The 12,051-nt window shown below is 50.1% G+C and carries 15 protein-coding genes; all 15 read right to left on the bottom strand.

Annotation, left to right across the window (positions count from 1 at the left end):
• Window positions 1-4 precede the first annotated feature (4 nt).
• The 15 genes from DJ568_RS03010 to DJ568_RS02940 all read right to left on the bottom strand — a co-directional run bounded on the left by DJ568_RS03010 (window position 5) and on the right by DJ568_RS02940 (window position 12,041).
• Complete coding sequence (locus DJ568_RS03010) at window positions 5-1,033, bottom strand: hypothetical protein (protein WP_114003737.1); 1,029 nt, start codon at window positions 1,031-1,033, stop codon at window positions 5-7.
• Between the two features lie 4 nt (window positions 1,034-1,037).
• Window positions 1,038-2,126: a conjugative transposon protein TraM gene (gene traM, locus DJ568_RS03005; protein ID WP_114003736.1), complete on the bottom strand. Its 1,089-nt coding sequence runs from the start codon at window positions 2,124-2,126 to the stop codon at window positions 1,038-1,040.
• Window positions 2,110-2,463: a hypothetical protein gene (locus DJ568_RS03000; protein ID WP_114003735.1), complete on the bottom strand. Its 354-nt coding sequence runs from the start codon at window positions 2,461-2,463 to the stop codon at window positions 2,110-2,112. Before DJ568_RS03000 ends, traM begins: the two co-directional genes overlap by 17 nt.
• Window positions 2,464-2,465: 2 nt before the next feature.
• Complete coding sequence (gene traK, locus DJ568_RS02995; protein WP_114003734.1) at window positions 2,466-3,083, bottom strand: conjugative transposon protein TraK; 618 nt, start codon at window positions 3,081-3,083, stop codon at window positions 2,466-2,468.
• A 27-nt stretch (window positions 3,084-3,110) separates the two neighbouring features.
• Window positions 3,111-4,298, bottom strand: a complete 1,188-nt coding sequence (gene traJ / locus DJ568_RS02990; RefSeq protein WP_114003733.1) for a conjugative transposon protein TraJ — start codon at window positions 4,296-4,298, stop codon at window positions 3,111-3,113.
• 13 nt (window positions 4,299-4,311) lie between these two features.
• A complete protein-coding gene (locus DJ568_RS02985) occupies window positions 4,312-4,947 on the bottom strand; it encodes a TerB family tellurite resistance protein (RefSeq protein ID WP_114003732.1) in 636 nt (211 codons plus the stop codon).
• A gap of 11 nt (window positions 4,948-4,958) precedes the next feature.
• Window positions 4,959-5,606, bottom strand: a complete 648-nt coding sequence (locus DJ568_RS02980) for a hypothetical protein (protein WP_114003731.1) — start codon at window positions 5,604-5,606, stop codon at window positions 4,959-4,961.
• Window positions 5,593-6,276, bottom strand: a complete 684-nt coding sequence (locus DJ568_RS02975) for a conjugal transfer protein TraI (RefSeq protein WP_114003813.1) — start codon at window positions 6,274-6,276, stop codon at window positions 5,593-5,595. The genes DJ568_RS02980 and DJ568_RS02975 overlap by 14 nt, the downstream gene beginning before the upstream one ends.
• 35 nt (window positions 6,277-6,311) lie before the next feature.
• Window positions 6,312-6,689 carry a hypothetical protein gene (locus DJ568_RS02970; RefSeq protein WP_114003730.1) on the bottom strand — a complete coding sequence of 126 codons (378 nt, stop codon included), beginning with the start codon at window positions 6,687-6,689 and terminating at the stop codon, window positions 6,312-6,314.
• Window positions 6,690-6,696: 7 nt separating this feature from the next.
• Entirely contained in the window at window positions 6,697-9,147 is a 2,451-nt protein-coding gene (locus DJ568_RS02965) for a TraG family conjugative transposon ATPase (protein ID WP_114003729.1), read from the bottom strand.
• The gene (locus DJ568_RS02960; protein ID WP_114003728.1) at window positions 9,131-9,463 is read right to left on the bottom strand and encodes a DUF4133 domain-containing protein; all 333 of its coding nucleotides are present in this window, start codon (window positions 9,461-9,463) and stop codon (window positions 9,131-9,133) included. The genes DJ568_RS02965 and DJ568_RS02960 overlap by 17 nt, the downstream gene beginning before the upstream one ends.
• Window positions 9,463-10,128 carry a hypothetical protein gene (locus DJ568_RS02955; protein ID WP_114003727.1) on the bottom strand — a complete coding sequence of 222 codons (666 nt, stop codon included), beginning with the start codon at window positions 10,126-10,128 and terminating at the stop codon, window positions 9,463-9,465. The genes DJ568_RS02960 and DJ568_RS02955 overlap by 1 nt, the downstream gene beginning before the upstream one ends.
• A 15-nt stretch (window positions 10,129-10,143) precedes the next feature.
• Window positions 10,144-10,413, bottom strand: a complete 270-nt coding sequence (locus DJ568_RS02950; RefSeq protein ID WP_233496617.1) for a DUF4134 domain-containing protein — start codon at window positions 10,411-10,413, stop codon at window positions 10,144-10,146.
• 71 nt (window positions 10,414-10,484) lie between these two features.
• The gene (locus DJ568_RS02945; protein WP_147238702.1) at window positions 10,485-11,057 is read right to left on the bottom strand and encodes a hypothetical protein; all 573 of its coding nucleotides are present in this window, start codon (window positions 11,055-11,057) and stop codon (window positions 10,485-10,487) included.
• 150 nt (window positions 11,058-11,207) lie between these two features.
• A complete protein-coding gene (locus DJ568_RS02940) occupies window positions 11,208-12,041 on the bottom strand; it encodes an RteC domain-containing protein (protein WP_114003724.1) in 834 nt (277 codons plus the stop codon).
• Between the last annotated feature and the right edge of the window lie 10 nt (window positions 12,042-12,051).

The raw sequence follows: 12,051 nt of genomic DNA, 5'->3' as shown, positions 1-12,051 counted from the left end.
TTGTTCAGTTGACCCGATGGCCGTTCTTCAGTTTTTTTTGCGTGACCGCCAGGCTTTGGTCCGGTCGTTGGAGTTTTGTCGCCTGCTTCGCTTTCTGGTTAAGCTGTTCCGCTGTTACCGGCCGCTGTTTACCGTCAAAGAACTTTAGGGTATTATTGCCCGGATCGGCTTGCACATATACGGATTGAAGGTTGCCATCGTGTTTCCAAAATGTCGCGACCTGCTTGCCGGTTTCTAAGTAATGGATCAGGTCCTCCGGGTTACGGGTGATATTGGGAAAGACCAAGATGGCCTCTGCGACATCAAATGGGTGACCGGGTGAGTAATATTGCACACCATTTTGTCCAAGCTCGACCCAGCGCTGGTTCTCGCTTCCGGTAGCATCGGTATAGACCTGCTTGATCGGGCGGCCTTCTAACAGGTTCAGCGCCTGGCTGGCTTTTAAGCCTGGCCAGTCCGATAACTCGAAGCGGAAATGGCGTATATCCTGATCTTTTTGCAACAGCGTGCCTTCCAGTAGCTGTAATTGGAAATTGCCATAAGCATCTTTCTCAAAATGCAGGTCAAGGTCCAGGCGTTTGTCCGGCCCCAACTGGCTGTTCAAGGGCAGGCAGACCTGCCGGTGATCAAGGTCGAGGTGATGATCCAGCCGGCCCGCGACCGAACTTAAGCCACGTTCCTTTAACTGCTCTTTCAGCGTTTCCATATTTTCGCTTCTTTGCCGGGCCTGATCTTGCAGGTAGGCCGGACCATCCATGAAGCGATCTTTCAGCCGGAAGAACAGGCGAAGCCAAAGATTGGGATAGACCTTTTTTTCCGATCGTTCGATCTGAGCCTTCAAAAGCGCCATAAAGGGCAGCTCATCAGGCCGAATACTGCGCAGAAGACGGTGCCGGGCTTGCTGAAGATGTAGTAATTGCAGACGATGCATGGTCTTTTCATCCGATGCGCCGTTCTTGAGCAACGGATCGAATTCGGCCTTCTGGTCATCCCATGCTTTGAAAGCCAACAGTACGCGATTGACGGGTTTCATAACGTTAAGATTTATTGATCTTTAACAATACCGGATATTCATTTTTCAACTTGACCTTGATCTTGCGCACCTTTTTGCTGAATAAGCCTTTGGCCGCATTGATCCCGCCCGCAGCGGCTTGAGCGCCGATACTGGCGTCCATACTCATGATCTGCATGCTTTGGATCGCGTTGTCCGCGCCGTTACCGGCCACAGTGCCCAGGTCAGCTTCCGGGGCGGGGATACCGGGCATACCATCCAGACTGAATACGGTCAGACTGACCGGTATGATCTGCTGGTCCAGCCGGATGTTCTGGATGGTCAGTAACAGTCGCTGGTTTGTGACCTGGCAGGCTCCGTATAACAATTGTCCCTTTGGCAACTGGTATCCCCTCAGCACGACCGAGTCTGTTAATTTTAAGCGGACCGTTCCGCCGTCAACCACTTTTTGTTTGCCGTCGATGACGGCGGGTACCGCCTGGAAAGGCGTATTATCCGTTCTTTTGGCAGGTTGTTTATAGGCCAGTTCCGGGTTTTGGATCGCCTGTATCTTCGTCAGCATCGCGTTCAGCTGTTCCATCTCGGGATCCCGGGCACTGGGGCTGTTCATGGCCTTGACCATCCGGTTCAATTTTTTGACCTGCGCACTGCTTTCTTCGGTCTCTGGATCTGGTCCCGGCCGGCTGACCTGCCTGTTGATCTCCGCAAGTTTGGCGGTGATACGTGCCGATCCCAGATCGGCTTCATTGTTGAATTGCGGGGTCTCGGCCGAAGCGCTATGATCTGCCTTTCGGGGATCGAATCCCATCGTTTCTATAAAGTCTTTGCTCACGCCATCGTCGATGCGTGCGCTGTCCTTCGCTGCTGTTTGATAGATGTTCAGCTTGTCCGTTTCTTCTTTGCCTTTGAACTGTGCGGAAGGCAGGGCCATATTGATCCCGTTCGGCTGCAGGTCCTGCCGGTCATCGTTCTTCGCGCTGCCACCACCCAGCGCCCAGAACGCCAGTGTTAGAAAGGGCAATACCAGCAGGGGTACCACCAGATAGAACTTTCTCTTTTTTTGCAATTCAGGGTTTAACGGCACTTGACCGTTCATTTCATTTGTCGTTTCCATAAGCTTTATTTTTAATGTTAACAGAGTCTTTTGATGGTTCAGGTTTCAACGGTATGCCATCAGAACTTTTGCCGATATGGACCGGCATCGCGTTGGACCTGAGCTGGGGCATAGGTCGATGGTGCATGGTCACCCATACGCTGCTCAGGATCGCCAGCAAAGCCAGGAAGCAACCGAGCAGGAACCAGCGTAACTGGGTGCGCCGGTCATAGCGGTTCACCCTGTTATTGAGGTGTTCTGATGCTGCCTTTTGCACGCGGACGATCCTGCCCGCGATCGAACGTGCGACCTCATCAGGCACTTGCGCTCCATTTTTCTTTTTATCGCTGAACCACATCGCTAATGACTTAAAGTGGTATCACGGTTGGCCAGGATCTCCCAATGCTGTATCAGGAAACCGTGCGGATTATTGTCGGAGCGCTCGCCCAGATCCCTGACCTCGCCCTGAGTCACCAGTTTTCGGTAAACGGTGCCGCTGGAGCGGACGAGTTTTTCCGTGCCGTATAAGGTAAAACGGTAGGGCCATTGATCACCGCTCAGCGTGGTGCTGTCCACCTGCAGTTCCTGTGAGATATTCGCGGAGATCAGGTTGTTGAAGTAGCCCGCCTCCCGCAGGTTATCATATTGACGCTTGGCTGACTCGTCCGCCAGGTACAACGATCTGCTGACATTGGCCTGGATCGCCTTATCATCCGGGCTGAGGTTAAAGAAATACTGGTGGAACGTGCGGATATGATCACGCAATTCTACCGGAAGATTGGTTTTCCGGTCCGATGCGACGGCATCCAATAGTTTGCCGTTGTACAGAATGTGTACCTTATTTTGCGCGTTGTTTACCGCCTGGCTGGTCTTGTAAATGCAAAAACACATGGTCAGCACATTGCCGATGATCAGGAATAAACTGAACTGCCGGATATGCTTAAAGGCGGTGTCGATATTTTTAAGATGACTGAACATAATACATGGTTTTAAATGAATAGATCCTTATTTGGACAGGCGCTGTGCCTGGTAATTATCTTTACTGGTGCTTTCACCGTTATACCCGCTCATAAAGTCTGAGGGGGCGCGGCTCAGGTTGACAGCGCCCTGCGCCATCCGTTCGCCGGTCATGGTCGTTCCTTGTGATACGACCTGGCTGGAATTGATGACCATTGTATTGACCTTCTGTAAAAGACCATGACCGCCACCCGCACTGACGATGTAATTCGCAACACTGGGAACCGTGAAATAGCCGATGATACCGATCAGCAGGAAGATCAGGTAGGCGGTGTCCGTTGAGCTGAAGAAGGTGTCGCCATTGCCCTGCACCTGGGATATATCAAGTTTGAGCATGTTCTCCTGGACTTTGCCGATGATCGCCCCGAAGATATTGGCCACCGGAAGCCACAGGAACACATTGATGTATTTGGCCAGCCAGGAGGTCAGGACATGCTGGAACCCATCATAGACGGAAAGGCCCAGAACGATCGGTCCGAGTATGGCAAGTACGATCAGGTAGAAGGTACGGATGGTATTGATACATAAGGCCGCTGCTTCATAACAGACCTGCAATATCTCGGACATCCACTGCTTGACGGTATTCCTGAAATTGTAGGAAGCCTTGGCCATCGCGAATTTCATGTCATTACCGATACTTTCAAATATCCCTTCGCCGGATGCATTTTGATCGTCAGGGTGGGTGTACTTGTACCATTTAGCACGATCTCCATTGCCGTCCTCCCCGTTATACATCTGCCAGGCCTCTGTTTTCTGCACCGCCGCTTCTTTTGCCCGGAGCAATTTGGCTATGGCGGCATCTGAGTTCTGTACCATGCCGCCGGTAGCGCTGACCGTTGGCTGCATCACCCCATTGATCAGGCCGATCACTGCCGGAAAGAACAGGATCGCCAGGCCCAGGCCGAAAGGGCGCATCAGCGGGTAAAAATCCAGCGGCTCTGCATTAGCGATCTGCCGGTAGACCCGGGCAGCGATGTACCACAACGCGCCGAAGCCGGCGATGCCCTGGCCGATACCGACAAGTTGACCGCAAAGGGTCAGCATCTCGTTATACACGCTGTCAAGCGTCGTTTGCAGGCCGCGAATATCGCCGGCAAGACCTGCACCATATGAAAATAAGGGCAAAAACATTCCCATTACCACCGCCAGTGCAGTGGTGATCATAAACTTTTTCATGATTTTTTGATTTTTATTGAAGCCCGTACAGCTTGCCAATGGTCCGCGCATCAGCGGACTCCTTACTCCGTTGCAGCGATAGGGCCATCCCCTGATCATTAAAATACCGCAGGAACTGCAGCCGGTCCGAACTGCCCGAATAGATGCGGTCGATCGCGCTGATCCGTTCAGCATCCGACATACGGAGCTTTCCGGATAGCAGGATATTCGCTAATTCTTCCGCGTCGCTCAGGGTCTTCGTGACCAGATGCCCATAAACCTTACTCAGGTAGCTCAGTTCACCTGCAGAGAAGGTGCCGCTACGCAGGAACAAAGCCTGCTTGCTCTTATATTCACTGATCAGCCTGGCCTGCAAACGGGCGATCTCGGCGATACGGCCATAATTCCGGACCGCCGGGCTGACCTGGAGCAAGCCGTTATAAAAGGTTTGATGCAGGCTGAAGTTCCCCTTTGACAGGTTCGATACCATGCCATAACCTTGCTGATAGATCTGGTAGCCCGTTCTCATATCGGACAAAATACTTTTAAGCTGTGTCAGCTTTTCAATGTTCAATAGTAATTGCTGTAATGCCTGTCCTTGTGCCTGCGCGGTCTTTGTCCCTAATGCCAGGGCAATTCCGAGTGCGGTCAACATGATCGTCCTTTTCATTTGATCCTCCTTTATTGAGCTAAGCCATAAGCTTGTTTGATACTTCGGTTATCTTTACTTTCTTGTTGCCTCGACCGCGCAAAGTTTTTAGCTTGCCCGGTAAAGGTCGCCGTGAACCTGAGGCTCTCCTCCATGTCACGGTGTAGTTCATTGATAAGCTTCAACCGGTCCGCATCACTCATCTGTACTTTGTTATCCGTGACCACCTCCTGCAGGGTGTTGATCAGGGCCTCACAATCCCGGAAAACGGACCGCTGTACCGCGAGCATATAGTTCCGTTCGGCCGCTTTCATCGCCGGCAGTTGCGATAGCCCCGCAAAAAGCCGGATGATATCCTCCTGCCAGCTCAAGATCTCCCTGACCTGTCCATTCCTGGCCACCACCGGATCGACCCTGCGCAACTTATTATAATAGGTTACATGCGAACTATTTTCGCTGAGCAACTCATTCGTGATCGAACCCAACCCGCCCTTCGCGACCGTATAGCCTTTTCGCAGGTGACCGGAATACACCTGCAAGGCCGCGATCTGCTGCAACAGGTATTTTTTCTGTGTGCTTTTTTGCCTGAACCACTCGGCGAAAGTTTGCGCGTCCGCAGCCTGGGCTATGGTCAAAGATCCCAGCACCATCAAAAAGTGTAATGGTTTATTGAACGCCATATAGCAGTTTGGTCAATTTGGTATCATTCAGGTCACGGCTTCTTTGTAAACTCAGCATCCGGTTTTCCTGATTATATCGTTTGAGGTCACTGAAGTTCTCATCGAGGCGGTCCGCCGCCTGGTTGATCAGCACTAAACGTTGCTGATCGGTCATTTGCGTTTTGCCGGCACTGACAGCGGTCATCACATCATCGAGGTTCCTGGCGCTTGCGTTAAGGATACCTGCATAGACCCTCGCCATCTGGTCAAGCTCTCCGGGATCGAAATGGCGATCCTGGCGAAACAGGTTCCAGGCCCTGCGGTAATCATTCACCAGTGCGACCTGCCTGACCGCTACGTCTTTCACCCGCTGGTAATAACTGATGGTCGCTTTGATCTTCCATAATTCATCGTAGTACGTGCTGAATAGTTTTTTCTGATCCGATGACCAGTTGGATATTTCGGTAAGCTTCAGTTTTGATAGTTCATTCTCGATCACCTTCTGCGCGTTCTGCAGCCAGATCGTTTTGTTTTGCAACCTTTGCACTTTAAGATCGATCGCTTTGATCACCTTGGTGACGGTCAGTTTAATGATGTCCCCAATGATGAACTGCGCACTGGCGGGCTGGGGTAGCTGACTCAGGATGAAGAGTAACAGGAATACCCGGAAATATTTTAATATCGCTTTCATAACAATTCCTTTCTGCGGATGAATGATCCGCTGTTTCAACGAACACGTTTAAAAACTGTATTGCCCATGACCGCTTCCCCTTTGGCAGCATTCATGTACACGCTCCTGCCCAGATTAGCGATCGTTAAAACCTGGGTTTCGGGTGAGAATGTTGCCATCCACTCTTCCTGTTTAATCTCCCTCGGCAAGATCCTGCCTTCGCGGATCCGGTTAAAACCACTGCGGCGTTCGATCTTGTAGGAATCACCATCTTTATTGTAAACCGAGACGATCAACGTATCATTGGCTCTGGAATACTCGTTCTCAAAAGCCGTCACATAGGTCCCTTCGATCGCAGGGTCTGAATTCATTTTGCAAGCGGAAATGGCGATGAGGCTGATCGTGATCAGCATTAAATTTTTGAGGTTTTTCATAACGTTTTTATGGTTTATTTTTTAATTCCTGCACGATCGCGCTAATGCCTTTTTCCATACTGCCATACCTGGCAGCGTATTCCTGGACCCTGACGCGTTCCCGGCCTTCCGTGGTGTAGGCATAATATTCTTCCGGAGCCAGTTCATTTTTATAGACCTTCATCACTTGTCCTCCAAGGTCTATATAGATCTCCCGGTTGTCCTTGTTCACCGACAATACCTGGGTCTTGCCTTTATCGGACATGCCCAGCGTATCCTGCAGTTTATCGAACTTATTCATGAACTTGCGCATATCCATCAGGATCTTGATGTCCGCGTTGTTAATGATGGCATCTTTGATGATCGGCGAGCTGATCAGGTCGTCCAGTTCCTGCGTCACCACGTTCGGTACACCGTTAAATTTCCGCATGGTCTTGAACGCGTACTGGATAAAGCCAGCCATGCCGGAGTTGGCGATGGCCTTCCAGGCTTCGTCGATCGTTAATACTTTTCTCACACCCTGCAGCTTGCGCATTTTAGAGAGGAACATTTCCATGATGATGAGCGTAACGACGGGAAACAGGATAGGGTGGTCTTTGATCGAATCCAGCTCGATGACCACAAAGCGCTGTTCCAATAGGTCGAGGTTCTCTCTGGCATTCAGCAGGTAGTCGAACTCGCCTCCCTGATAATATGGGCGCAATACATATAGGAAATTGTCGATGTCAAAGTCCTTGTCCTTGACTTTCTGCGCCTTGAGCGTTCGTACGTACTCGTTTTCCAGGAACTCGAAGAAAGTATCAAAGCAGGCGAATGCTTCCGGACGTTGTTTTAAGTGATCATAATAGCCTTGAAGCGCGTTGGAGAGCGCCACATATTCGCTGCGGATAAAACTTTCGTTCTCCTGTTTCCAGAGCGTGATCAGCAGGGCCTTTAGGCTCTCCTTCTTTTCGGTATCCAGAAGTTGGCCTTTCGGCAGGTAAAAGGGATTGAAACTGATAGGCGTCTTTTCATCATAGGTGAAATAATAACCGCCCACCAGTTCGCACAGACCTTTATAACTGCCGCCGATATCAACGGTCACACAATGTGCCCCCTGGTCATACAGCGTACGCAAGATATGATTGACCGTCATGCTTTTTCCACCACCACTGGTGCCACAGACCAACATGCCCATATTGGAAGTGATGCCCTTCTTACGCGGCGCGTCAAAGAGATCCACAAAAACCGGCCTGCCGGTCAGCCGGTCACAGAAACGGATACCGGTCGCAGGCGGGTCACTCCGGTAATTGGATTCCAGGTTGAGAAAGCAGGTACTTTGTTCCAGAAAAGTGTCAAAAGTATCGTTCTCCGGAAAGTCGGCACTGTTCCCCGGAATACCTGCCCACCATATCTGTGCGGCACCGTCGGACTCTAATTTGCCGGATGCACCGATCTGTGCCATTGCTGAACCGACCTGGTTCTTGATGTCCTGCAATTCATTTTGATCGCGGGTCCAGGCGAACACATTGAAATGAGCTTTGACCGGAAGACGTTGCTGGCTGATGGCTTCGTTCAGGAAGTCATTGGTCGCGTCACGACCAATGGCATTCTCGCGGCTGTATGCGGAAAGGGATTGCAGCCGCAGTTTTTTGGCTTCCAGTTGCTTCAGCGTTTTGCCGGTATCGCCGATAAAAATGAATTGGTTATATATATGGTCACAGGGCAATAAAAGGTTAAGCTGGGAAGCGAACCCGATCGGGAACTTCGTTTTATCCGTGCTGTATTTTTCATAGGTCAGGCGGCTGCCGCAAAGCCCGGGCAGTTCCTCGCAATCACTTAACGTAAATAATTGCCCGTATTGGTCGCCGATCTGGATACGATCTTTCAGATGGATATCTTTCAGCATCGGACGGCTGTCGGGATGCTGCAGAAAGCAATACTGCTCCAGGAGCCCCGGATGTTCAGCCGTCCCGCATAGCTCATTGTCGTTAAGCTGTTCAAGACCGATGAGCCCGCTGTCAGACAAGATACGCTCGAATTGACCGGTCTTTTCCAGAAAGTCGGGCAACATTCGGCCGTCGGTGGTCTGTTTGGGAGTGACGCTGCGGCGCATGATACCGGAAAATGCGCTGCTCGCCGGTTTGCGGTCGGCCGCTTTCTGGGTCAGCATCAGGTAGGCGGTATGTGCCAGGAACGTCCGGCCTTTGAAGTGCCTGTCGGCGCTCTCCGTAAGAAAGTTCTTTGAAACGCCTTCCGCGCCCCGGTAGCTATCGCGCATAAAGATATCTTGCTTATGCACGATACTGTTCTTCGGCATGACCTTAATGGCCCTGATCCAGCTTTGGTGGTAGACCTCATACTCTTCCTCGGACAGGGAAAAAATATCCGGAAGGTGCAGGCGGTACGCCACAGTGAGATCACCATGTACCGATACCAGGCAATTATGCTGTATTTTGTAGATCGGAAAGATCTTTTCTGCTTTACTGAAAACGGGCATATGATCGGTCTTTTTGTGTGAATATTTTACGTGAGTTGAACTTAAGGTAACCGGGCAGGAAGCGTTTGGCCCCTTTTTTCATCAGGCCGTACTGTCCGTAGGTATTGCTCAGCCGGTATACCTGCATGAACAGTGTGCCGCCGAGGATACCGATGACCAGCAGGCAAACATATACCGGTAAACCGGCGATGTAGGCTACGGCGAATAGGATAAGCAATGCGACCAGCCCTGCTGCGAGATAGCCGATATATTGCGCTTTCAGTCCTTTAAATTCTATGGGCTTATTGATGCCCTTGTTGATCTGGTAAATGGCCATTATTGCACCTTCCTTCCTTTTTTTAATTTAGTTTTTTCCGGCTTGCCAATTGGATGGGCCCGTTTGGCCGCCTGCTTTGATCCTCCTTGCTTTTCCTGATGGGTCTTTATATTTATTCCGAGTTTATCGCAATAGGGTATGGTCGGGAGGATCACCAGTTGGACATGAGCGGGCGGTTCACCGTTCGGGAAGCCGCCCTGGTAGACATTCTTTGTTTGGTGATCGAAAAAGAATTGCGACCAAAGCTGATCTTCCCATATCTTGGTCATAGGGATCTGATTGAAAGGCTTCCCTTTTTCCAGAAATACATCCTGTTCTGCGTGGTAAACGAATAGAACGCCTGCGATCAGGTGTTCAGGCATCGTCATGTTCGCAAGGCGAACATCGCACAGTAGCCGTTCCGTACGGCGGCAATAAACCGGATGATCTGAACCACCAGGCAGATACCCGCCGGTCGTCTTCAGCTCCCAGTCATCCGTCGCCTCATCTTCATCGTCATAATACACCAGGTCCGCCGGTCGAAGGGAACGTTCGGAGGGTTGCAGTTCCACAAGAACATGTGCTAAACCTCGGGTCAAAGCGTCCTCAAGTGACGCGATGACCTCCCCCGAATAAGGGGTTTCCAGCAATTTATCCGGGATCAAAGCAGTTTTTACAGTTTCCATTACGCTATTCTTTTATCAGACACCGAAGAATGATTTCAATACGGTCGCAACGATCACCAGGAAGATACAACTGCCAAACCAACTGGAGGCCACTTTCCCGGTATCATGCTCACCATCGTTCCATTTTTTATAAACCTTGATCGCGCCTACCAGCCCGATAATGGCCCCGATGGCATACATCAGGTTCGTGCCTGTATTAAAATAACTTTTGACCTGTGAGGTCGCCTGGGTGATCCCGGCATTTCCATCCTGGGCCAGCGCGGCATTTACGACCGTCAGCAGCATGATGCTGAGGGTTGCCGATACCTTGCCGGCAAAACTGCGGCCGGACATGGCTGATTTTTTGCTGTTCGTTCTCATGCGCTTTGAAGTTCTTTTTCAGTTGACCAATAAGTTTTCAATTGACTCAGGCTGAGCGTGAACGGCAATTGTTCAGCACCTTCGCCAAGCAGGAAGTGGTTGACCTGGTCCTCATACGGCGTGTTTGTCAGTTCAGGGTATTTTTGGATGATCAGCCTGAACAGCAGCTCAAAATTTTCCTGGCTTTCGCCGGATTCATTGATGACCCGGATAAGCATTTTGGTTTCGCCGATCATCTCAGCCAGCGTGTCTGAAAGCGCTGACCGCGCGACGTTTCCGATAGGTAGTACCGTACTGCCTGCTGCCGTTTCTTCATTTTCCGGCTCAAAAAGCAGTTCGTCATGGGCGATATGATCGACGCCATCCTGCCTCGTGGCTCCCAGAACGGAAAGTTCCGGTAATAAAAGATCACCACCTGTTTGTTGTTTTAAAGGTGCTTTACCGGTTAGTCTTCGAAAAGTACCGGTGAGCTCTGAACGGTAATAGGTCAGCATAACATAACCGTAATAGATGACCGCCGTAAAAAATATCGTAGCTGCGTAGGCGGCCCATGAAATTTGTTGTAACATAACATTCGGTTTTTCCGGCAACCCCATTGCTGCCGTTGACAGGTCAAAGTTCCGTTTAATCCTGCCTGGGACCCTCCGAGTCTATCCGACTCGGATGTCAACTTTTTTTTAAATAGCAGGAAAAGCGGCATTTCGCCGCTTTTCTATACTTCATTTTAACCGTTTTTGTATTCGTATCATAAAGGCTTCTTTCATCTCATCGATGTAGGTGGTCGGGCTGGAGCGTCCGCAGAGCCAGTCGAAGGTGTCATAAAAGTTTCCCAGCGAAATATTGAAAGCCTTTTCAATAAATTTGACGATACTTTTCAGGTTCTTTTTGCCAAAGGCCTCGGTTTCGTGCCAGCAATAGATCAGTTCGATCAGTGCCACCTTGGTCTGCTTCCAGTCAAAGTCCTTAAAATCAGCATCCAATTGTACTATACCATCTTTTTGCGTTACCAATTGGATGGTATGATCGATATACTCCTGCAAAAGTTCCGTTGCCAGGACCTGGGCGAGCTTGTGATCATGGGTCGTACTGAAGGTGGGGTCAAAATCGACCACACATTGGTCAGGGTCCAGGAAGACATCATAGTTGCCACGGACAAAATAATAGTCATCAAGATAAGTGGCATGGGTACGCACGTATTGATAAAATGACAGATTGCTTTCAAAAAAGTGATGTAATACTTTACCTTCATTGCGCAGATAGTCCGCGATGACATTACAATCCCCGATAGGTTTTCTTACCTCCAGGTTCAGTAAAGATTGGTAATAGATAAGCTGTGACTTAAATTTCGGTTTGATCGTTTTAAAGAACAAGATCTCCTCTGCGGGCGTTCCGGGATCGTTCGTTTTACAGTGGTCCTTGAGTTTTTTAAGGTATTTGACACAGGCATGGATCGAGCGCTCATACCTTTTGATCAGCTGATCTTCCTCCAGGACCAAAGCGTTAAGGTCCCGGTTAAGATCCGCGTATAGACGATCGCTAAACTTAGTTAACATATATATAGTA

The sequence above is a fragment of the Mucilaginibacter hurinus genome, assembly GCF_003324525.1.
Classification (GTDB): domain Bacteria; phylum Bacteroidota; class Bacteroidia; order Sphingobacteriales; family Sphingobacteriaceae; genus Mucilaginibacter; species Mucilaginibacter hurinus.
Note: the sequence above shows the minus strand (reverse complement) of the source record. Positions and strands in the feature narration are given on the sequence as shown.